At 38.8% G+C, this 22725-nt stretch carries 18 protein-coding genes and 1 pseudogene; 4 read left to right on the forward strand and 15 right to left on the reverse strand.

The annotated features are described in order from the left end of the window. Positions 1–73: 73 nt before the first annotated feature. From htpG to Q1A86_RS14515, 5 genes are all read right to left on the reverse strand, one after another. Complete coding sequence (gene htpG / locus Q1A86_RS14495) at positions 74–1990, reverse strand: molecular chaperone HtpG (RefSeq protein WP_299807794.1); 1917 nt, start codon at positions 1988–1990, stop codon at positions 74–76. 217 nt (positions 1991–2207) lie between these two features. Then, positions 2208–2807 carry a recombination mediator RecR gene (gene recR / locus Q1A86_RS14500; protein WP_299807796.1) on the reverse strand — a complete coding sequence of 200 codons (600 nt, stop codon included), beginning with the start codon at positions 2805–2807 and terminating at the stop codon, positions 2208–2210. Positions 2808–2991: 184 nt separating this feature from the next. Then, positions 2992–3912 carry a hypothetical protein gene (locus Q1A86_RS14505; protein WP_299807798.1) on the reverse strand — a complete coding sequence of 307 codons (921 nt, stop codon included), beginning with the start codon at positions 3910–3912 and terminating at the stop codon, positions 2992–2994. A 2-nt stretch (positions 3913–3914) separates the two neighbouring features. After that, the gene (locus tag Q1A86_RS14510) at positions 3915–4598 is read right to left on the reverse strand and encodes a sel1 repeat family protein (RefSeq protein WP_299807800.1); all 684 of its coding nucleotides are present in this window, start codon (positions 4596–4598) and stop codon (positions 3915–3917) included. 779 nt (positions 4599–5377) lie between these two features. After that, positions 5378–5851 (reverse strand): hypothetical protein, encoded by a 474-nt coding sequence (locus Q1A86_RS14515; protein ID WP_299807802.1) that lies wholly within the window; start codon positions 5849–5851, stop codon positions 5378–5380. Here Q1A86_RS14515 and Q1A86_RS14520 point away from each other — a divergent pair. Then, a pseudogene (locus Q1A86_RS14520) lies at positions 5778–6212 on the forward strand (transposase); the annotation flags it as partial. The gene Q1A86_RS14515 and the pseudogene Q1A86_RS14520 sit on opposite strands and share 74 nt — an antisense overlap. Before the next feature lie 222 nt (positions 6213–6434). Here Q1A86_RS14520 and Q1A86_RS14525 read toward each other — a convergent pair. The 4 genes from Q1A86_RS14525 to Q1A86_RS14540 form a co-directional block, all read right to left on the reverse strand. Continuing rightward, complete coding sequence (locus tag Q1A86_RS14525; RefSeq protein ID WP_299807804.1) at positions 6435–6689, reverse strand: hypothetical protein; 255 nt, start codon at positions 6687–6689, stop codon at positions 6435–6437. After that, positions 6682–8136: a hypothetical protein gene (locus Q1A86_RS14530; RefSeq protein ID WP_299807806.1), complete on the reverse strand. Its 1455-nt coding sequence runs from the start codon at positions 8134–8136 to the stop codon at positions 6682–6684. The genes Q1A86_RS14525 and Q1A86_RS14530 overlap by 8 nt, the downstream gene beginning before the upstream one ends. A 520-nt stretch (positions 8137–8656) precedes the next feature. Continuing rightward, positions 8657–10375, reverse strand: coding sequence for an ATP-dependent helicase (locus tag Q1A86_RS14535; protein WP_299807808.1), 1719 nt, complete (start codon positions 10373–10375; stop codon positions 8657–8659). A gap of 29 nt (positions 10376–10404) precedes the next feature. Next, complete coding sequence (locus tag Q1A86_RS14540; RefSeq protein ID WP_299807810.1) at positions 10405–12522, reverse strand: AAA family ATPase; 2118 nt, start codon at positions 12520–12522, stop codon at positions 10405–10407. A gap of 734 nt (positions 12523–13256) precedes the next feature. Here Q1A86_RS14540 and Q1A86_RS14545 point away from each other — a divergent pair. The 3 genes from Q1A86_RS14545 to Q1A86_RS14555 all read left to right on the forward strand — a co-directional run bounded on the left by Q1A86_RS14545 (position 13257) and on the right by Q1A86_RS14555 (position 17167). Further along, positions 13257–14042, forward strand: a complete 786-nt coding sequence (locus Q1A86_RS14545; RefSeq protein ID WP_299807812.1) for a hypothetical protein — start codon at positions 13257–13259, stop codon at positions 14040–14042. Positions 14043–15618: 1576 nt separating this feature from the next. Further along, on the forward strand, positions 15619–16020 hold the full coding sequence (locus Q1A86_RS14550) for a hypothetical protein (protein WP_299807814.1): 402 nt from the start codon (positions 15619–15621) through the stop codon (positions 16018–16020). Positions 16021–16297: 277 nt separating this feature from the next. Then, on the forward strand, positions 16298–17167 hold the full coding sequence (locus Q1A86_RS14555; RefSeq protein ID WP_299807816.1) for a hypothetical protein: 870 nt from the start codon (positions 16298–16300) through the stop codon (positions 17165–17167). Between the two features lie 134 nt (positions 17168–17301). Here Q1A86_RS14555 and Q1A86_RS14560 read toward each other — a convergent pair whose 3' ends face one another. The 6 genes from Q1A86_RS14560 to Q1A86_RS14585 all read right to left on the reverse strand — a co-directional run. After that, a complete protein-coding gene (locus tag Q1A86_RS14560) occupies positions 17302–17811 on the reverse strand; it encodes a hypothetical protein (RefSeq protein ID WP_299807818.1) in 510 nt (169 codons plus the stop codon). Positions 17812–17839: 28 nt separating this feature from the next. Then, positions 17840–18196, reverse strand: coding sequence for a GIY-YIG nuclease family protein (locus Q1A86_RS14565; protein ID WP_299807820.1), 357 nt, complete (start codon positions 18194–18196; stop codon positions 17840–17842). A gap of 109 nt (positions 18197–18305) precedes the next feature. After that, entirely contained in the window at positions 18306–18779 is a 474-nt protein-coding gene (locus tag Q1A86_RS14570; protein WP_299807822.1) for a hypothetical protein, read from the reverse strand. 144 nt (positions 18780–18923) lie between these two features. After that, a complete protein-coding gene (locus Q1A86_RS14575) occupies positions 18924–19319 on the reverse strand; it encodes a hypothetical protein (protein ID WP_299807824.1) in 396 nt (131 codons plus the stop codon). 910 nt (positions 19320–20229) lie between these two features. Further along, complete coding sequence (locus tag Q1A86_RS14580; protein ID WP_299807826.1) at positions 20230–21609, reverse strand: hypothetical protein; 1380 nt, start codon at positions 21607–21609, stop codon at positions 20230–20232. A gap of 847 nt (positions 21610–22456) precedes the next feature. Further along, the coding region (locus Q1A86_RS14585; RefSeq protein WP_299807828.1) for a hypothetical protein at positions 22457–22725 on the reverse strand (269 nt) is incomplete at its 5' end.

The raw sequence follows: 22725 nt of genomic DNA on the forward strand, positions 1-22725 counted from the left end.
CTATTAGCGAGTGACCATAAAAAGAGGCAGTAATACCAATTAGTATAACTGCCTCTTTAATCATAGCTGTTGATTACTTCACGCTAGCTAATAGCATTTGGTTCATCAGCTTAATGAATGCAGATGGGTCAGCGAGGCTGCCTTTTTCAGACAATAATGCTTGCTGTAGTAATAGCTCTGACCACTGTGCAAATTGTTGCTCATCTTGCTCGTCGTTTAAACGGGCAACCAATGGGTGTTCAGGGTTTAGCTCAAATGTTGGCTTAGACTCAGGTACATCTTGACCAGCTGCTTGCATCAACTTGATCATCTGGGTCGACATTTCGCCTTCACCAGCAACCACACAAGCAGGGGTATCAGTCAGACGGGTTGTAACCTTAACGTCAGAAACCTTATCACCTAGGCTGTCTTTAACACGCTTAACTAGACCTTCCGATTCAGTTTGTAGCTTCTCTTGCGCTTCTTTTTCGCCAGCATCTTCTAGCTCACCTAGCTCAAGGTCGCCACGTGTTACTGAATGTAATTTCTTGCCATCAAATTCAGTTAAGTGATTAATCAACCACTCATCGATACGCTCAGACATCAATAATACTTCGATGCCTTTCTTGCGTAGCAACTCAAGATGCGGGCTGTTTGCCGCAGCTTCATGACTATCGGCAACGATGTAGTAGATCTTAGACTGACCTTCTTGCATACGCTTGATGTAATCAGCTAGCGATACATTGGCCGTCGCTTCACCAGTGTGAGTCGATGCAAAACGCAGTAGACCAGCAACACGCTCTTTGTTAGCAAAATCTTCAGCAGGACCTTCTTTTAGCACTTGGCCAAATTCTGTCCAGAAAGACTGATACTTTTCAGCATCGTTCTTAGCAAGCTTTTCAAGCATGCCTAATACGCGCTTAGTCACAGCGGTGCGCAGCGCAGTGGTTACCTTGTTATCTTGTAAGATTTCACGAGATACGTTTAGCGGTAAGTCGTTAGAGTCAATGAGACCTTGCACAAAACGCAGGTAGCTTGGCATAAATTGCTCTGCATCATCCATTACGAATACGCGTTGTACAAACAGTTTTAAGCCATGCTTGCGGTCACGGTTCCACATATCCCAAGGCGCTTTAGCAGGGATATACAGTAGGCTTGTATACTCTTGCTTACCTTCTACACGGTTGTGGCTCCACAGCAGTGGATCAGCAAAGTCATGGGAGATATGCTTATAAAACTCTTGATATTCTTCGTCTGACACGTCGCTCTTGTTACGAGTCCAAAGTGCAGTCGCCTTGTTCATCGGCTTCCAGCTACCTTCTATAGCAGGCACGGCTTCAGTATCTTCAGTTGCTTCAACCGCTGGGGTGCCCTCTTCGAACATCTCAACAGGAACAGAAATATGATCAGAGTACTTAGTGATGATTGAGCGTAGACGGTAATCATCTGCGAACTCTTTTTCATCATCACGTAGGTGTAGCGTAATTTCAGTACCACGACTCTGCTTAGAAATGGTCTCAACAGTGAAGTCGCCTTCACCGGCAGATTCCCAAAGTACCGCTTCATCGGCACTATGGCCAGCAGCACGAGTGCGAACAGTTACTCTGTCGGCAACGATAAAGGCTGAGTAGAAACCCACACCGAACTGGCCAATTAATTGCGAGTCTTTAGACTCATCGCCAGACATGTTCTTAAAAAATTCTGCTGTACCCGATTTTGCGATTGTACCTAGGTGCTCAATCACACCGTCGCGGGTCATACCGATACCGTTATCTTCGATAGTAACAGTACCTTTTTCTTTATCAGCGCTAATGCGAACTCGTAGCTCGCCGTCACCTTCATAAAGGTCATCGTTTGTTAGGGCTTCATAGCGTAGTTTATCTGCAGCATCGGCGGCGTTAGATACTAACTCACGCAAAAAGATCTCTTTGTTTGAGTACAGAGAGTGGATCATCAAATGTAATAGTTGTTTGACTTCAGTTTGAAAGCCATGAGTCTCTTGTTGTGACATGAAATGTTCCCTTTAAAAAATCAGTTTTAATAACGCTTGCTTAAGAGATGGGGCTAGAAAAACGCTTTTCAAGGGAGAAAAAGTGCATTGATGTTGATTGAACAAAAAAAAACCAATCGGTGGCGATTCACTGACTGGCTTTTAATTTATGAAGCTAAACGATATCACTACAATTTTTAGCAAAACGGTATCACTAGGCTTTGCAGCTAGAAACAGACTAGATAGGCAAGCGTCCATTAAAGGATAAAGCTAAGGTCGTGCTGTCTACATACTCAAGCTCACCACCAACTGGCACGCCATGGGCGATACGACTCACGGTAAGGTTATGACGCTTGGCCATATCGGCAATGTAGTGCGCGGTGGCATCACCTTCAACGGTTGGATTAGTCGCTAAAATAAGCTCACCCACATCACCAGACGCTAAATGCTGTTCTAGTAAATCAAGACCAAGCTCATCAGGGCCAACACCATCAAGTGGTGACAAATGCCCAAGCAAGACAAAGTAACGCCCCGTAAAATGGCCACCCGCTTCAATTGCTAATACATCGGCAGGTGTTTCAACCACACAAATCACCTCTGAGTGGCCTCGCTTAGTGCTCACACAAATTGGGCAATAAGTTTCTTCCGTAAACGTACGGCATGACTGGCAGTGCCCCACATCAGACATAGCTTTGGCTAACGAGTCAGCCAATTTAGCGCCCGCTTTTCGGTCTCGCTCTAGCAGTTGAAACGCCATTCTTTGCGCAGATTTTGGGCCAACGCCTGGTAAACAACGAAGTGACTGGATGAGCTCATCAACGAGTGGACTAAATTTCATTTAACGTTCCGCTTATATAAGACATCTTTATGCCTTAGAAAATAGCCAATAACCTGTACAGCATGGGAGAAAACCACCCGCTAACACAAGCCATCATAAAATTAGCGTCAGATACTAGCATAGAATATGAAAGTTTTACCCCTATCTGATAACCCAGACAAGTTTAACATTCACCGAGACGCGTTTATTTAAGCTCGATGGCTTTCACGTCAAAAGCAATCACCGAAGACTCTCCTTGTGCAACAGCTTGCATACCGGGACGGATTATCTTCCAGTAAGCTCTATCTTCTAAACAGAGAGTACCTGAGAAGTGCTCGATATTAACCCCGCCCTTGCAGTTCTTTCCCCAATAATCTTGGCGCTTATCGGAAAAAGTAATGTCTATCTTGCTAGGCTTGGCGCTAACAACATGCATTAAATTACAGCCACCCGCCACGAGGGCGAAGCTAAGCACGAAATTGCCGATAATTACAGCTAGCACTTGCTTAACTAAACTCTGACCGACTTGTTGAGCCCGCTCTCGACTATCCCGAGATAGAGCTTTAAGCAGCAATATCGGCAGCGTAAGAGCATAAGTCACGCCCCCAGCAATGTAAGCAGAACTAAAAATATCATCATGCCAGATCAAATCTGAGAAAAAGATAAAAGACAGCAAGCCTAAACAAGCTGCGCTGATGTAGGTAATTCCAGAATACTTAACCACTTGGTCCAAATGGGAGTTTGCAGGGAAATAACACTCGATAAATTTCTCTTTGTTCAAACTCAAGAGTCGCTGTAGATGCTCTTCTAATTCATCAAAGCTCACAAAGCCAAATTCCTTTTGTCGCTCTCGACCTCCTTTCGAGCAGGTGAAATACAGTGCCAATAAACCTTCTTCTTTACTGAGCAGATCATAGGTAAAAGTGATCTCAACCTGGTGCACCTTTGCCTGAACGATTAGCATCGGCATGGTGAGCGCTTCACTCCCATCAACGCTCGATTCTTCAAAAACAACACCATCGAGCACCTCCTTGAGACGATGCTTTAATCCAGTCTTACTCGTTACCGCACCAAACTCTTGAGTTTGACCAGATGCTAACTCCAATGACAGCGAACTTAACTTCATGGTTAAAATACCTGCTCTAACAGTGCGCTAATATGATTGTTGTCATTATCCCAAGAATGCTTTGCTTTAGTGTTTCTAAAGGTTTGATCAGCGTTAGCTTTCTCTTGTGGTGTCAAGTGTCCTGCGGCTTGTTTAACTAAGCTTCGAGACTGAGAAAAATCATTAGCTCTAGCGTACAAGCCCCAAAGGTACGCTTGGCTATAATCACCAAGGTTAAAGTAGTGAACAGCCAAATTATGTTGGCCAGCAGGGAAAGATTGTACGGCGGATTTTTCAATCCAAAATAAGGATTTAACCTGACTTTGAGGTACGTAATGGCCAAAGTGGTATAACAAGCTTAAATAGTATTGAGCGAAAGCGTTATCGCTGTTTCGACTAAACCAATAATACGCCTTTTGATAATGTCCAACGCCAGAGTTATCGTAATAATAAAGAGTAGCCAATGCGAGTTGACTGCCTATATCACCTTGTCGAGCTGAGGGTTCGAAAAACTCCCGCGACTCATTGTAGCGCTTATTGTTAAACAGGATAAAACCCAGCTCACGAGCCTCTTCAACCGCTACTTTATCACTGTATTTTTCAATACCACTAAGGGCTATAGGCGGCGCACCAAACAGCGAATCGAAGATGACAATACCGATGAATATGGCTAAGGAGAGTCCCAGCCCTTTAAGCTTTTGCTTCACACATTAATCCATTTAGGCCAATACTGATTATGGTCAACTAAAACTGTACACTAAAGGTGGCGCAGCAAAGGCGGAGAATAAGACGGCAGCAGTCTGACACAAGGCTGTTAAGCTCGCAAGATATTGAATGTAAGCGTTTGAAAGTTTGTGATTTATATTGGTGGGGCTTTCGCGATAATAAGCGATGATTAACCGCATTCCAGAATGCGAACACCAGAAACAGAAAAGCCCAAGATAAACTTGGGCTTTATTATTTACCAACAGTTGTATCAGTCAACTAGGGCTGAAATAAACCGTTAGGAAATCAGTTAGAACGGCATCTTCATGCCATCATCACTTAGACTTATGATAAGTGATAATAAGTGATGAAATGGGTGTTCCAGCGGTTACATGAGCATTTTAATAACTCATTATAAGTCTTTATAACTAAAAATTTGGCCCCTATTTGGCCCCCTAAATTTTCAGCTATAGGGAAGTGAAACATAGAGCCTTCAACAAACCAGAAGCATTAAAAACACCACTTATAGGTAATCTGCTCACCTTTCATCCTAATGATTCTCACCCTTGAATCAACCTGATTCGTCATTGCCTTCAACTTAATTTTACAAACGTGGTGTTACTATGACGTAAAGTGTAGAGTTTTAGTTACTCAGGCTACTGAGGTCTAAATCAGTCGTTGCCATTAGCAATAGTTCATAAAACGTTTCTGAGCAATAAAGTCTTGGTGATCAGATATGCAGTATCGCCGCATACAGCGGCTTATCCGCAGCAATGTGGCGTTAGCTTGCTTCCAGTTTAGCTACTCTTCCTAGAGGAAGAGAAAGTAACAAACGATTCTCGTCAGATTTAATAAAATTTTCAGCCTGTTTTTCTATGCGATGAAAAACTTCTGCCTTATTTCCTATACTTCCTAGAATCAAGCTTCGGTGCTGCTCATTCAGAAAACCTTTGTATACACTCATGGCATTTTGGTATCGCTCGGCGCCATCTAGCAAAATCAGCTCAGCCAATTGGGGCTTTCCTATTCTGGAAGCCAGCAGATACTCCGTATGCATGACCATAGGCATAATTTCCAGCATCATGTGTGCAAAATTGATAATCAGTTCATAGTGCTTATTTGTATGATCATCAGAGTTGCGCGCAAAATTGAGTACGTTATCAACGAACGACAAAGCGTGATTTCTCTTGGCTGCTGATGTTGCCAACAAAGACAAAAAGCAGTGGCTGAAAAGCAGAGGTAAATATCTGTTCAACGCTTTTAATCTCGCCAAAGTGTGGCGAACAAGATTGCTTAAACAACTGACCGAAAAACTCAACATCATGTTACCAGAACACCTGCCTAAGAAGTGGGTAGTCGATTGCCTGCATGTGGGCAAAGGCTTACCAGCTCTAAAGTACCTGTCTCGATACCTCTATAGCGGTGTATTGCCAGATAAAAGCATTATTAGTGTGACCGATGGCCAAGTCAGTTTTAAGTATCAAGACAACCAGAGTCAAACGACAAAAATACGTACCTTATCCACGGTGAAGTTCTTATGGTTAGAACTGCAGCATGTTTTGCCCAAAGGGTTTTGACGAGTCAGAGATTATAGTCTGTTGCAAAGTGGTAATCGATAGATACGCCTGCAGCTCAAACTAATGCTTAGGGTTGCTGGCGCAATACTCCCTATAGTTACAGAGCTAAAGCGAAAGTGACATCTAAATACTGGCCCAAAAATCAGCGTGAACTCCCCCGCCGCTATTAACTATATAATATATCACGTCCTACAGCTCGGGTTTGTTCAACACTAGGGATAAGGGCGCGACTGCGCGCGGCCTTTCCTTATTCATTAATTGCTATTTCTTCCGACTAAACCAATGAAACTTTTTCTCTCTAAGGTCTTTTAATTCGACACTCGCTGTACGGAAGACTCTCACTTCAACAACTGGTTCATCGGCTTCATCATCAAAAGACACTACGGTGTATGTAGCCGTGAAGCTTTCATCTGGTTGCCTTACATTTTTTGGCAATCGAAATTTCAATGGTTCGTCATCATAGTCAAGCAAGTCGTACGAAGGTGCTGTTTGTGACCAAAAAGTATTCTTATCCATTCACCGCCTCCTTAACCTGGGTCATAGCAGTATCTACTGTGTTTGTATCATTATAGACTTTTAACATGCTTGTGTATGCGATTTTCAACGAAATCAACATAGAAAGATTGTGACACAAAGGTCGCAACATCGAGTAAAAAGCCTCTGATTTAAGTTCATTCTCTAAGAAGTTAATTCTGTTAACGTATATGTTCAGTACACAAGCCGGCTGATCGTATGTAGATGGATAGGCTAATTTATTTACATTCAAATTAAACTTACCAATAGGAATTGATAATATGGATTTTGGTTTATCTTTGTCTTTTGCATAATAAGAGCGGATTGAACTTTCATAATGGCCTGTTATATGATCTTTATAATCTGGTGATTTTTTCAAATCACTAAAAAACTGATCTACATATTCAGATATATTACCAATATAAACTTCTTTATTATTCGTAATTGCTTCAGGAGCACCAAATAAATTAGGGTGAGCTAACTTACCAACTGACACATACTCATTAAATGAGACTGGCATACATATAGCTGGAACTTCTTGCTTTTCACTTTTCCCGCATTGTTCAAACTTATTATTTCTATCTATTTTACAAGTATATGATTGGTCACATGCCAATATATACTTACAGTGCTCTAACCTAGAGTGAAAGTTTGATGAGAATAGAAAAAATGGGGAGTTATCAATTGAATCCTTAGTAAAAATAGATTCCCCCTCCTGCTTATGCTCCCCTTGATTAATAAAGCTAGCATGAGCTAAATTTGAAGGTATTAGATTAAAGATATTTGCTTTTACTGTATCGCCATCATTCCCTTCGCCAATGCGCTTCGTTACAAGTAGAATCGATTCCATGCATATTTTCAAAGCACTATCTAAGCTTTCATTGTATTGTTTAGTGCTTTCACCATTAGCTAGAAAAGAGCCTTTATCTCGCTTTTCTTTAGTCACCGCATCTTTAAGATCAAGCATGCAACTGTTAACGATGCTAGTTACATTAACACTGTGAGCGCTATTTTCGTTGATTGCATTATACGAAGGGCGGGACTGACTATGTTGCTCTTTTATTTGGCTATATATATAATGTAAAACACTTAAAATTATAGCCAAAACTACTGATACACCGAATACTAAATTTTCAGCTCCCCACGTTTTGCCCTCAAACCATTGCTCTTGTAATTTACTACCAAAAACTGAAATTATAGATGCCCACAAAATACCTATAGAAGTTAACAATAACTGACCATAGGAAGAATGAGTAAATTTAGCTAGGAGAAGAGTAAAACCTGACCTTTTATTAAACAAAAAATATACAGACAATACTATACCTAATGACATGACTATTAAGAGTGGAACTCCAACATCGCCAATTTGTAACCATTTAGCTCCTAAATAGTCTAATAAACCATCTATAACTGACTCTTCCGAACCTGCATTATTTTTTTCTACTGCCATTAGCGACTCTATCTGCCCAAAGACTTAACCTAAAAATACTCTATTTCTACTACAAAAACGAGTAACCAACTATATCGACTATTCTTCATATAGCACTTAACATCATAATACTATTCTCGCGCACTTTGCTGATCTTTACATAAAATACCTCACAGCATTATTCATTAAAATTCAATTGATAACAATATATTAAGACCAAAGTTGGAAGAGCTGTATCCAATACTCTTTAGGCAAAAGTGCGTATGATAACTTTACTTAACAGTTATCCATGTTAAAGCGAGCAATAAACACCTCATCGCTACGATATCGATATCGATATAATGTATCAATACGGCTTTGGGCTTCGATGACAGAGTACTTCTACGACGTCAATGTCACTGAATAAAAATCACATCAGATGAAAACGCAGAACTTACCACCCTTTTCTTTCGTAGAAAATACTATATTTCATAGAACTACATTGCTAGCTAAAACTTGCGTGGTACGAGCGCATACAACTGTAATTTACCTCTGTTTTCCCTTATAACTGCATCGTTGCTACATATGGAACCTTACCGCTTGTTTCATGACCTTTTTCCGAAACTAGATACAGGTGCTTTCTAGCTCTTGAAGCAATGACATAAAGAAGTCTACGAGCAACATAGTTTTGATGTGCAACACTACAGCCGTATATGTCTTTCCAGTTTGGAACCTTTCCGTGTAACAGTCCAGTGCAAATAACGACATCATATTCATCACCTTTCGAAGAATGGAACACAGCGATTTTCACCCCATTTGAAGAGGAAAAAAATCTTTCAAGATCGTATGCTTGATAATTCATTTTATATTTTTTCATTCGCTCAATAGTTGCATCAATAATACTTCTCTTTGAGCTATATGCTATGGTAGTTTCATCGAGATTAACATTCAGTTTTGAGCAAAATGTATTCACAGCAGAATCAATCCAACTTACGATCTCTCTATTAACGTCCAGTGTTATCGAGTTAATAAGCTGCAGCAAGAGTCGCGGTTCCACCCTTTCATGAGTAGCGGCTGATTCATACAACTTTTCAGATAACTCTATTGCAAGACGCCTTCTTTTTATAAAGTTCCGCATATCGACTTTGGTAAGAATCAACCGAATAAGTGGAAGCCAAAGGTTATCTTGATTCTTAGGGATTGGAGAAATTAAAACTCCGTCAACTTTGAATGACTTTTCTAGTGAATCTATCTCTTTAGATAATCCGATGACATCAAACCAGCTAGGACAAAGTACAGCTATTTCTTCTGCATAAACTCCCTGATTTAGGTGTGTTTCGATGATAGCTATGACGTACGCGGCTAATTGAGACTTATCAATATCCTGTTGCAAATCAACTACTGAATTGAAATCAATTAGTTTAGAAGTTGCTTTAACCTTATAACCTGCATCTTGATATCTTATATAGTGATCAATAATCTTTTGACTGCTTCTGAAACAGCCCGTCAACATTTTTTCTTCAATACAAGACTTAAGGTCAAAGAAATTTTCTAACTCAGATTTATCTTTCACGATAGCCCCCAGCCCTGTATAAATAGCTTGTTCTACGTCTCCAATCAATGTTATTTTCGTGCTCTTATGAGTTATGATGAGCTTCAATATTTCATACTGTATTTCAGACGTGTCTTGATACTCATCAACTAAAACATGGTATAAAAGTTTTGCTAAACGAGAAGTAAGCTTAGGATTCTTTTCTAATAAGCGATAGCTAATATTTAGAATTAGATCAAAGTCGATACTATCATTGTCAGCTAGGTACCGGTGATACTCTTTGACAAATCTATACTCCTTTGTACCTTTCTGATATACAGGCTCATAGCTAAGGCTTAGCGTTGTTATAACCTGTTCATATTGTCCAATGCCATGTGCTAGTTTTAATTCACTCAGCTTTTCCTCCCTCTCATGTTGATCAATTACAATAAAGCCGCCACATAAGCGACGTATCTTATTTATATTTGGTCTAATAACCCACTGAAGACAAAAAGAGTGAATAGTCCCAATCCAGAGAGAGTTACTCTCAACGCCATAAGACAGTAACCTTTCACAAATTGTCTCCGCTGCAATATTAGTATAGGTGATAGCAACAATTTTTCGTTTACCGATAGCTAGGCTTTCTGCGTTATCAAGCATATGGTATAGCTTAGAAACTAACGTCTTGGTCTTACCTGAACCTGGACACGCAGTAAGAAGCATGTTGTCTTCATACTTTACGGCACTCATTTGCTGCTCTGTAAGGTTTCGATATGGCATTATAGATCTACGAACCTCACAAACGTATCCTTATAAAAAGTTCTGTATAAATCCAACTTACCTATAAAACAATCGATAGTATTCAGCTGTTCTTGTTCCTCACTTGTCATTTCCGCAATATTGAAATCCATCATTTTTTGATAAATATCACTTATATCTCTATCAGATAAAGAAAATTTAATTGCTCTTAAAATGTAATCCGGTATCAAATTATCGATAGTAGTATTTTGTATCATTTGTGTAGCTAGCCACCCCTTACCAATCTTATCTGCTAGTTTAAGAACTCGATGACAACGTACACTGAATTCTTTAGAGGCAATATCTTTCTTATAGTCTTCAATTTTTTTTTGGCGCTTATAGTTTTTATCAATCGCAGCTTGGAACAAGGTAAAGTTATCGTTTAGCCTAACTAATTCAGTCTCAAATGTGTTGGTTGCATAAAACGCTTCAACATAAGGGTTTCCCTTAATGTACTCATCCATTACTACTTTTCTCGCTGCACCAGATTTCTGGGCATTCATTTGAGATTTTATATACTCTTCATTAGCAAACGACTCATTCTTTTGTGTTACAAAAGCTGCATCTAAATCCGTAAGAATTGAACAATAACTTCTAATTCTGTCGGTATGAAAAAGGTCAGAAATGTACTTGAAAACCGTACCGTCCATTTTTATTAAACTAATTCCCATCTCATCTAAGCTTACACCTAGTGTTTTTTTAACCAAATCAGGGATCAATATAACCTCTGCATCACCCTCAACCAATATCACGCTTTTAGCAAAAAGAATATCGCTTCTAACTGCATCCAAATATCTTTCAATACATTTGACATGATACGGTTCTAGATTATTGGAAGGTAAATAAACCCCTGTTTCTCCATCTTTCCGAGATAGAATATTCATTGAAGATATATTTGAAACAGAACTGATCTGTGTTGAGTGCGTTGATACAAAAACTTGTGTGTTTTTGAAGTTAAAATTATCAAATAGTGTTTTCTGTATGTGGGTATGAATGTGAGCCTCCGGCTCCTCAATCATCAGAAAATGGGTAATATGGTCTTCGCTATCTCGAATAGCTTCATACTCATAGAGCTTTAGAGCCAAGTAAATGAGGTTAGCCCCCCCTAGACTAAGATCCTCAATCCTCCCAGTTCCTGTATAATTTAATGAGTCTTCCACAACTAGTCCAAGCGATTGAACAAGTTCAATAAAATCCTCTGGTAATTGAGATGACACTTGTATTTTTGGTGAGTAAGTAGAGCCAACCGTACTCAAAAGAGACTGTGAGATATCATTGCTCAAAGCTTCAATCTCAGGGATCGAAGATATTTTTGAGTTGACTTTAATAATATCGGCAACTACCTTGTTATCGTCAGAAATTTGCTTACTTTTCAGAGTAAGAAGCTTATACAATGGATTTGTTTTATAATACTTAAAATCTGAAACCACATTTCTCAGGGCTTTTACGTAAGTACAAGCAACTTCACTTACTAGTGAAAAGTAAGGAGGTTTCTTATTCCCTATGGTTGCTTCTGTTTCTAGGGTTGGATTTGGGAAAACGCACTCTTCAAAATTACCAACGACTGATTTATAAGTAGCACTATCGGTAAAATCTAATTTTGTTCGAACGACTGCCAATGCCTCATAAGTTTCTTTCGTAATGGATAAGCTTGATAAGTAATCTTTGACTAATTTTTTGCGTTCTATTGGATCTTCAAACTCTTCGGTAAGCTCGAAAAGTTGCTGGCGAATAGCGTATTTCGGCCTATAAATGAAAGTATATGAACCTTCTGAAGATGAAGTTTCCTCCTCTCCATCATTTATAACGTAATTAGCTACTACTTGTTGTTCTTCAGTATCACTCAGTCCTTCAAAAAACAAAGAAATGACAATCCAATGACCAAACGGCTCTCCCAAGCCCCTATGGAAATCATCTTTGGAAAGGAATTTAGCATTGGAAGGCATTGAATCATCCAAAACTAGTCGCATAGCTTGGAATACATTAGTCTTCCCCGATGCATTTTCACCAATAATAGTATTGACTGAATCCTTTATGAAACGGAAGTTTGAGCTCTTGAAGTTTTTGTAGTTAATGATCGAAAGTTTACTGATGTACATAAGTCAAACCTTTACCTTAATTATGGCGAGTATAATACTCTAACCGTACAACTAAGTACATGATTTTTATATGGATAAAAGTGTACCAGCTAACTAAATGAAGAGTACCGATAAAGTCATTTTTAGGCCCTTACAACTCAACTAGTTTAGCCTTAGTAAAATGATGCCAAAATCAATCAAGTTTTTATGGGCTAGGCTTGACATTATCAGCGTTATATCTCTGATACAGAATAACTAAGACACTCAATATTATTTGCTGACTGCTTGCTACAACGCGGCATTGAACTTCTTACCTTGTATCCCCCCAAGTATCCACCGCTTTGCCATAATTACCGCCACCATGCGCTGAATATGATTTATGAGTAAACTATCGCAAGTGAAATATAATTCAAACAACAGAAACACCAAACACCAAACACCAAACACCAAACACCTGCTTGGTAATGAAATTCTTCTAACTTTGGTTAAAGAGTTTAAGTTTAGAAGTGAGCGAAACAGAGTTACATTAAAAAAACCTTTAGCCTTTACTCATTAAGCGCATAACTTATAAAAAAAAAGAGCAATTTCTAGTTATTCTGGCGCATGAATCTAGCACAATCTAACCTGATAGCCAGTGCCTACATTGGATTATGTTGTCCAAACAAGCAGTAGTCTGCTTCTGCCTGCTAATATATCTCGACTATACTTTAACCGTCAGATTTCTAGTAGCGTAGATACATAAGGGGTTTTAATTCATGAACGATGAAAAATCCATTTTTTGGGTAAAGTTAATAAGAATCATAAGATCCAAGAATTCGTTCGAAGTTATATCTTTGTTTAGTTCTACTGTTGCAGTAGCTATTTCATTCTATTCTCTTTATTACTCTATATGGCATTGGGAGTCAAAGCTTGATGTTATCGTGAATGGTCCAGTCATAAATACAAAAGACAAAATGAAAATTGGGCTTGATGTCACGCTTGTGAATACAGGTACTGAAAACATCTTTATCAGCACTTTATATGGAGCATGCACCTACTCTCCTGTCGAATTGTCTGATAATGGGGAGTTTATGAACATTTACAGTCCCCTTACAGATGAGATTGCTAAAAGCCATAAAGCCACAGACTGGGATCCGGAGATTGATAAGGCTAGATATTTTTTTGCTGGTGATTCATACAAAGATATTCTGCTGAAGCCTAGTGAAATTAAGAATTTTCAGCTATTCGTCGATAATGAAAACCTTTGCGTGAATCAAACCCGGTTTCAGCCACATTTTCACATTAACTATATAATGATACCTGGTAAAGGCAAGGTGCTTAATGATTCGATTAAAGTTGGTCAAATTAGCACTGGTGATGCCGATGCAACACACTTCATGGAATTTAACTTAGTCTGGAAGTATGTATGGGATGTGAGAGGGGGGACAGTCGCTACTCTATACAATCCATTGACCAAACAAGATAAAAACCTCCCCCAATTGAAACATTACACCTTAGACTTTTATTGCTATAGCTGGAGCTTTCAGTATTGCAACAATTGACACAATATCAACTCCAAATAGAATAACTAGATAAGGAAAATGGATACAAAATAAATGTGATAAGCATCATATTGGGCATATTCAGAAACAAAACATTTAGTATGAGTAGTCATTACTAGTGCTCAACCTTTTTGTACCCACTTTGATTTCAGATTTATTCGACATCCATTAGTCAATAGACTAACCACTCAAACTAAAACATCCGCAAAGTTCAAAGACAACTGAACGCTATTATTCATGTAACTCCAGACCGTCACAGTCACAACATGTCTTACGACTTAAAATGCAATAACTAAGTCAACCAACGTTGTTTTCTGTACCTGGTTCCCATAGAACAGTAGACACTTCATCACGTTATAACGGCCTAAGTATTATCCCTCTCTATTGGGGTTCCGCTTAAAACAAGAGTTTCCTCCTACTCCTTGCTCCCCTGATCCCCGCCACGATGCGAGCTCTTCAAGTGAATCATGTGCTCGCCCTGCTCTGATAATTAATTTGGGTAATCTTATGCCTCGTTAGCAACTTCTGAAGATTACAAGCTTGTTAATAGCCATCAAACTTCATTGACTTCACCGAACGCTAACAGGCTGAATTTATTAAGATTACACTTTAAGCATGCCAAGGTGAATTATTCAAAAAATAAAAACACATCGTTCCTAAGCCGTTGTTTATCTTGTTGTTACCAACGATAATTCAATCGAATTCCTATCAAAATCCACAATTACAGCTTAACCCAGATTTATTTTTTAAAGATTTCTTTGTCACCATCTACGCATCAACTTCAATCTTATCCAAATGAGACTAGACCAATGTTACAGATACTAATCATGAGTATGTTGCTTTCAATGCTAAAGCTGACTTTTAAAGAGAAGGATCTCAATGTTTCTAGCTTATTTCTAGGTCGTATGACTGTTAACCTGTCAGGAAAAAGACCTCGCTGGGTCATAGTTAAGCAACTCCCCGCTAAACTCTATGAGTGGTTAGAGCACTCTTGCCTTCAAACAACTTCAATCCAATGGTTATTCACAAATATTACAAATCAAAGAGCCCTGAATGTTAGAGGCCAGAAAACACTTATCCGGTTTAGAAAACACCTTAGCTTTACTCATTTAAACTTCAAAGTTATTCGGCATACATTCGGCAATAGGCATACCACACAACCCCAAAACTTCGTGCTCTTACTATGGCGATTAAAGTCCATGGCTCTTCATCGCATATGCAGTACTTACTTAAAATTCGTATTTCGACTTCCTACCTATCTCCTGAATAGCAAAGACAATAGGAGAAAAGCGATGCAAGCAAGTTTTGTGAGCCAGCTAAACGCACTGGTTAGGTTACTTAACGAGGTATCGAACAGCCTTACAGAAGAGCTGCGGTATGCTGAACGAGAGCAATATAAATTGGAAACTGAGGTGAATTTCTTGGAGTTTTCACTAAGGAAACATCTAACCAAAAAGCAAATATCGCTAATACAACAAGAACAGGTAATAACTTTTTTTCGCCAACACTTCAATAATTCGCATGCGGCAATCCTAACTAATGATGAGGACAAATCATTAGTCAATTAGGAACCACTATGAGCGATAAGAAGTCACCTTTTATCAGAGAATATCAAAGGAAATCCAAGTCGCCCTGGAGCGACCACAGCACTATTTTGTTACTGGCTGGCCACCAAGTAACAGAAGAAGGCGATATTGAATTAAGTTTTAGTCAATACATCTATCAACATAGAGATTCTGCGGGGAGGGTTTTAGGTATGAGTATCAGTAAATCAATACAAGAAGAGCATCCAGAACTTGATAGTCAATATCTGGAAGATTTGGATATGTATATGGTGTTACTGCTGCTCAAAGAAGAAATACAAAGCTTCTGCGGCTTATTTGATGACGAATTCGAAGCTATTTTTGGATTACCGCCTGAAATTTACTTCGACATAGCTGAACAACATTGGACACAAAAATTAGAGGACAGTTTATAGCAACAACTCGCGAGCCATTAGGCTCGCTTTCTTGGGCGCTTTAAGCTCTCTCTAGATTAAGCAACACGGATAAAAATTAGGTTAATAGACAGGCATCAATTGCATTTTGCATCGGTGTGAATAAGGCAAATCGTACATAACGACGGTCAGTGACCGAGGCTCTATTGAGCCAAAACAACAAACACTTTTACTTATTAACTATTCTGCCGTCATCACTATATATGAGGCAGTGACTTTTACGCTTGCCCAAATCGATTGCAAGTGACTGGAACCTATTATGAACAGCAAGATTAACACTGCAGTAAAGCCCCCTTATCTCAAAGCTGAGGGTAGACTTGAAGCGACACACCACTTAACTAAATTCTCTTTAGTTGAGAATGTACTTATTTTTCCAACAGGCTTAACGCTTGAGCAAGCAAAAGACAATGCAAAAGAGCTTGAAAAGGAACAATCCCTAAGCCATGCAGAAGCCATGAAATGCATCTGTTGGGGTAACGGTATTCATAACGTGCAAAGCTTCAACGAAGCACTGCCTCAGCTTGTAAAGTCAACGTTTGGAATCGAACATACAGAGTTTGGTCTTTACTCTAATGACGATAATTACACTGGTTTTTGGTGGGTTGAAGCTGGAACAACTAAATATACAAGAGTGGCAATCCCAAGTATAAAGAATACTGAAGAAAACCTAACAATCATGCTTGTTGAGCGACTTTTACCTGTTAGAGAAGACTCCCCTAAACAAGTTAAGTTTTTACATGCCGTCAAAGACTGCCTGAATTATTTAGGGCGTGGTTACACTCTCGCTCCACACCGAAAAAACCTTAACCAAGTGCAAGACATTTATGAAATCGACATTGATATCAGAAAGCTCATATTTGACAGCAAAGGCAATGCAGACAAGCTTTTGAGCTACTCCTTAGCAAGCTGCTACAACACGCGATATACCACAGCGCTAATGATGTCTCAGACCCTTAAGGCCAAAAGTGAGTCGATTGAAATCACAAAGATTGACCTTGCTAATAAATATGAGCGGGAGGAGCTTGCTCGCGGTTTCCGCTACCCTCAGTTCGGCGACATGTGCATGCAACTCGATAATACGCAGAAGGACATCCTCAAGAGGCTACTCGAAAACTATCACGGCTGGTAAGGGGCAAGGTGTTCATCTAATGCGGTGGCTTGGGTTGATTAAGCTGTGAGCAACGCTACCACCGAACCTAAACCACCGCCCCTAATCAACCTTGAACAAAGGTGCCAAGTTCTGGGGTCCCCCTTAAATGCTCGTTATGCGCTGCCTAAATAAACATGTCTTCCACTTGCAGAGACAGCATTGATCAATGCTTTGGATGCCATATTTAAGTTTTCTACTTGATTATGTATACGGGTGATATCTTTATTACCGTGAAACAAGTTATTTCTAAGTCTGTAGACGATTAGTAAAATAGCATGATTTATTTTCACAGCATCCGTTTCATTACATAGCAAAACACTAGCAACTAAGTTTTTATGAGGGTCGTAAGTAAACCCAAGTTTCTCAAAACGTTCATTAGTTGTGCCATTATGTATGTATCGGTTCTTCCAATAGTCGATTGGCTCTTGGAAATCTACACCGTTTCTTTCAAGACGACAGGCGATATAAGCTAGTTCATCAACGGCTACATTTGCATCAGCTAGTTGGGTACATTCAAAAACGGCCCACATTACACAAAAGTCAGATATTGCAGGGTAAGTATGCTCATCGTCTAATCTAGTATTATCTATGTTTGTAGATAACCACGTTTGGACTTCTGTCATTAGATCTCCATTGGCGTATAACGCCTCGTTAGTTTTGCAGTTTACGATAACTACATAATTGTTTAACCATTATGTCCCAAATATATTTAGGGGGGTATTGAAGCCACTCTCGCAATTTACCACCACCATCTCGAGATAGCCTAACCCCTTCTGCCTCCAAGGCAGCTAATAAATCACTTTCAAATTTATTAGCATCGCTCTCACTTTCAAAGCAAATACCAAATTCACAATCAGGCTTATTTTCAAGTTGGCAATAAGGTCTCAGATACCTAGGGTTTCCTTGTTGAAGTGACTCGAGTCTTTTTAGCGGATCTTTTGTTACGCCCACTTTACAGAATGGGGTACTTTCTAATGGGTATTCTTGGATTAAATATACGTAAAACACGGTAGCCTCATATACAAACTAACGCCTCGTTAAGAGGTAATACGATAGTTGGCTAAAATTAGCGACGAAGAAGCAAAAGCCAACTATTTTTGTCCTTTTGAACGACTTATTATTTTTCGTTCCCGAATAAAGCAAGAAGATATTCACCTGACTCATTTTTATAAGAGCTACCTAATTTTTTAAAACCAAACTTGGGAAGTAAGTGTTGCATAGCAGCGTTAGAATCTCTCGTTGTAGCAAAAGTACTAGCACCATCGTTAGCTCCTATGACTGCTTGCATTAATAGATTACCGACACCTTTAACTGTTGCGTATATGTAGCCAATTTCGAAACTATAAAGATCTTTTTTTTCACTTAAGCCGGCGGCTTTGAACACCTTATCTTTGTAGGACGTTGCTGGATTTTTTAAAGCAGCTATTGCTACACAATCATCATCATTCCAGATGAACACCAACTTTTGAGCCCGTTCAACTTTTTCGCGAATTTTGTACCTAGAAACTTGCCCGCCTTCTTCAATCATTTTCACGAAAGTACTGATCTCAATTTCAGTACACTCACTTGGAGATTTGATAATAGTTTCCATAATTACCTTGATAAACATAAATATAAGCACGACCACAAATGAATAATAACTCGTAGCGGACGTGCTTTTCCATATCCAACACGTCAATGGCTTTATTAGCCTTTTTAAAGAAGCATTAGCCAACGAGATCTACAGATTAAGCAATTAGGCCTTCTTGCTGTTGTATGAATAAAGAACTGGTTTCTTATGATTGTCAGCTTTAGCCCTATTGCTTGAATTCCAAAGATTCCTATTAGCTGTAGCATTCCCGTCATGCTTATACTTCGTTTCCCTCCCCTTCTGCTTAAAATGAACTGGAAGGATAAGTAGTCCTGTCAGCTTGTACTCTGCCAATATACCTTTGGCCTGCTTAATTACCTTATTCCGTCTTAAGTCGCCATTTTTCGCACAGGTAGCAGGGGAACCATTCATTCTGATCTCTTTAAATTTACAAAGCTTAAAGAGGAGTTTATGGGCATTCTCAGAGCCCGTAATCCTCACGTTGTTCTCTTTAAGTTCATTGATTACTTCCTGAAAAGGATGGTTTTCTGTATTTTCCATCAAATTTTACCTTTTTAAGTATAACTGCAGCGATTTAGCTTGACGTTGCACATTCCATGAAACATTAGGTTGCCCTGAGCGATTAGACCAGATTACTTATCCGTAAGGCGGTATAGGCACACCTCGCCTCTTTGTAAAGAGTTCAAATCCATTGATAACCCAGTGTTATCTTTAGAGTATCGAACGCACCGAAAAAACCATTAGAAAAACAACGAACAATATGAACTTTTAATTTGTGAGTAGTCCACCACCTTACCAAATTTATTCAAAATAAAAAAAGAGCATCTATTGTAATAAAATATTTTTACTATACGGTTCTCACATGAATTATTATAAGCATAAAGAGTTATCATGATTCATTGTTAAACCTACAACCTGATGATTTATTTTCAGTTTAAAACCACCTAACAGAAAAGCTCACACAGAATATAAAGCATTTTTATCCATAAGCTCCCGCCATAAACTAACTAAATAATGGCACATAGTTTAAACTCACTTAAATATACTCAAACAAATAGTTCCCTTTAGGGGAACATACATTAATGCCACTGCCATCCATTATGAACTCAGTCTTTTCATCGAAATAATCAACAATCGATTTATAACTGTTTATAACAAACCTACGATCTTTGTTATATTGTCAGACTCTCTACTTGATTCAGATCCATTGGGTCATCTGGTGTTACGGATGATTAATATATTAAGCGGTAAATAAAGCTCATACCAATTCGGAACGCACGGAGAAAAACTAGCTAGATAATCAGTTCTAGTTCACCTCACATTGATTAGATAATTATTACTGTTTATCATGAAGACCTTATTCACTCCTGACTATTTACCATTCCCTGTTTAACTTTACTTTATTCCTAATTATTGTAGATATCCTACCAACTATATAGCTGGATTTATTTCATCTATTCAAGTTAAAGTCATATATAGATCCACAAGCCTTACAAAAAGTGGAAAGTTCTGTCCCTGACATTTGCACATCAACCTCAATGCTTTGACAGTTCAGACAGCTGGGTACATTGTTTAAGCCTTCTATATCTTGGGTTGGCGCAATATTGAAATATTTGGGCAATAACTCTTCTTTCCAATAGCGGCCTATAGGTTTTGTGAAGCCGGCATCAGCATCTTCTAGTATTAAATCAAAGAGCACTTTACTTAAGGCACTTCTGGGGCAAGCTGCGACTCTACTGTATGAGCTTAAATTCCAGCCCTCACCGAGGGCTCTCTCGCCTAACGACATCATTTTTCCCGGGATGGTATTACCAGCCCGTTTCTTACTTACGTTGCTGTGCTTTGTGTAGTACAAATGAGCATCGTTTACAGCCTTCAGTGCAAAGTAGTAAATCTGAGAAACAGAAAAGCTCTCTATAAGTATGTCTATAATTTCACGAGCTTTCTTTTTTGCCCCAAAAAAGACACCAAGCTCATCGGCTTTATAGGTAAGGTATTGTATGACCTCTGCAATGGCTATGGCATTTAGCAACTCGTAGATATCTTCTTGCCATTCTTCCTTTAGTCCCTCCCTGAGCTCAGTGTAAATACAAAGATGAACTGTCTCAAGGGCGGCGCGCTCACTGCCTTGGATAATGATGTTGGGCACCCACTGAACCTTAGAGAAGTCAAAATCCTTAAAATTTTCATCTTTGCAAAAGGCTTCTTTGCGTGAGTTAGGGTTCACGACTATAGCCTCATTACTATACAGGCGCATGATATACATAGCGGTCATTTCATTATCGGGGCAAAGTGAATCAGTCCTTGCTGAATCATCTAAAGAAAGAATGTGATTGAAGTCTCCATCTGTATGATCTCTAAACAGAGTTAACAGTAGAATCTTATCCGTGAAGGTAAGAGCAGAATACTCAATAGGCACAATTGATTCTAAAGAGTATTCCTCTTCAATCAATGCCCTATCTATCAGTTCTTGTTGCTGCTGTGCATCTAATCGTAACCGTACACAAGACACACACCTGCAGCTTTCAGATGTTTGACTGTCACCTCTTACAACATGATTACAGGCTGTGCACTCTATAGGCGGGTGACCATAACTACTCTTGCTTCTGCGTTTCTGCTGCATAGGAAGATCACAATGAGGGCAGGTGACATCCTTGCGAAGCAGAGGAGGGAGCAGTTTTATGAGCATGTTGGGATTAGCATCTATACCATACTCTTCAATCAAATCTGAGTTTTTAATTCCAATCAGGTATTTTTGATAAAGCTCATCTATTTGTTCTGTGGAAAGGTGACTAATAGCAGGTGATAACACTATTTTACTTTCAGGCATTGAGATTCTCTATGTAGTAGATAAGTAATATTGACTACGGTTTTATAAATAAGCATTTATTTTTGCTCTGACCTATTTTGAATAAATTAAAAGCACATAAAATAACTATACCATTAGCCAACGAACAATACTCCCGAAGGAAACGCAATGCGGTATAGAAATCAAATGCCACCAACTAAGTTTATTAAGTTCTCTAAGCCCCCTATTTTCCCAAGCTCTCTAAATTTATCTATAATAACATTCAACCATTTGGACATTATCTATTACTTATGCATCAAGCATACGTCCATCTATTTGCAGTTACTTTTAAATCATTAGATAAACAACTATCCCCCACACAACAAAAGTTAAATTCATTCGAACACTATAGATTACATAACACACCTAAAACCAATTCATAAATCATACGATGAATAAGCACCATCCAACTTATGATAATAAATAATAATGATAACACTTAAGGATGAGTTAAAATCAACACAATGGGTTCATTGTCATACCATACCCTGCAAATTAACCTGTCAGATTCAAGACTAATTTTCGGTTAGTAAATACAAACAAATACCCAACCTAAACATAATGAAATAATTTATATACACTATTTATTAAATCATTATTTTTAATAAGTTCACCAAATTATTAAAGAGCAAGAATCTAAAAGACTTCTATTAATCTTTTGACTTTTGTTTTTTTTAATTACTTGTGGGAATATAAATGCCAAAGAACATGGCTACAGAGAAGGCCTGAAGGCTACTCCAAATAGAAATTACAACGCTACGACTTCAACTCAATAACGTGACCCCCATCACACACCCGCCATCACTCAGAACAAATATTGTACCGCCGATTAAGGATTGCACTCCTGAAAAGCCCTTTTACCCTTCGATTTACCTACGTTTCTTCCATCTACTTTCCTTCCATCTACTTTCCTTCCATCTACTTTCCTTCCATCTACTTTCCTTCTATCTACTCCCCTTCCATCTACTTTCCTTCTATCTACTTTCCTTCCGTCTACTTTCCTTCCATCTACTTTCCTTCTATCTACTTTCCTTCTATCTACTTTCCTTCTATCTACTTTCCTTCTATCTACTTTCCTTCTATCTACTTTCCTTCTAT

Origin of the sequence: uncultured Shewanella sp. (assembly GCF_947497935.1) — a bacterium.
Classification (GTDB): Bacteria; Pseudomonadota; Gammaproteobacteria; order Enterobacterales; family Shewanellaceae; genus Shewanella.

Coding starts and splice junctions, on each gene's coding strand:
- Q1A86_RS14530 (WP_299807806.1), bottom strand. CDS start 8,136: ATGGCAGTAGAAAAAAATAATGCAGGTTCGGAAGAGTCAGTTATAGAT.
- Q1A86_RS14570 (WP_299807822.1), bottom strand. CDS start 18,779: ATGGAAACTATTATCAAATCTCCAAGTGAGTGTACTGAAATTGAGATC.
- Q1A86_RS14535 (WP_299807808.1), bottom strand. CDS start 10,375: ATGAGTGCCGTAAAGTATGAAGACAACATGCTTCTTACTGCGTGTCCA.
- Q1A86_RS14555 (WP_299807816.1), top strand. CDS start 16,298: ATGAACAGCAAGATTAACACTGCAGTAAAGCCCCCTTATCTCAAAGCT.
- htpG (WP_299807794.1), bottom strand. CDS start 1,990: ATGTCACAACAAGAGACTCATGGCTTTCAAACTGAAGTCAAACAACTA.
- Q1A86_RS14505 (WP_299807798.1), bottom strand. CDS start 3,912: ATGAAGTTAAGTTCGCTGTCATTGGAGTTAGCATCTGGTCAAACTCAA.
- recR (WP_299807796.1), bottom strand. CDS start 2,807: ATGAAATTTAGTCCACTCGTTGATGAGCTCATCCAGTCACTTCGTTGT.
- Q1A86_RS14545 (WP_299807812.1), top strand. CDS start 13,257: ATGAACGATGAAAAATCCATTTTTTGGGTAAAGTTAATAAGAATCATA.
- Q1A86_RS14560 (WP_299807818.1), bottom strand. CDS start 17,811: ATGACAGAAGTCCAAACGTGGTTATCTACAAACATAGATAATACTAGA.
- Q1A86_RS14575 (WP_299807824.1), bottom strand. CDS start 19,319: ATGGAAAATACAGAAAACCATCCTTTTCAGGAAGTAATCAATGAACTT.
- Q1A86_RS14580 (WP_299807826.1), bottom strand. CDS start 21,609: ATGCCTGAAAGTAAAATAGTGTTATCACCTGCTATTAGTCACCTTTCC.
- Q1A86_RS14540 (WP_299807810.1), bottom strand. CDS start 12,522: ATGTACATCAGTAAACTTTCGATCATTAACTACAAAAACTTCAAGAGC.
- Q1A86_RS14550 (WP_299807814.1), top strand. CDS start 15,619: ATGAGCGATAAGAAGTCACCTTTTATCAGAGAATATCAAAGGAAATCC.
- Q1A86_RS14525 (WP_299807804.1), bottom strand. CDS start 6,689: ATGGATAAGAATACTTTTTGGTCACAAACAGCACCTTCGTACGACTTG.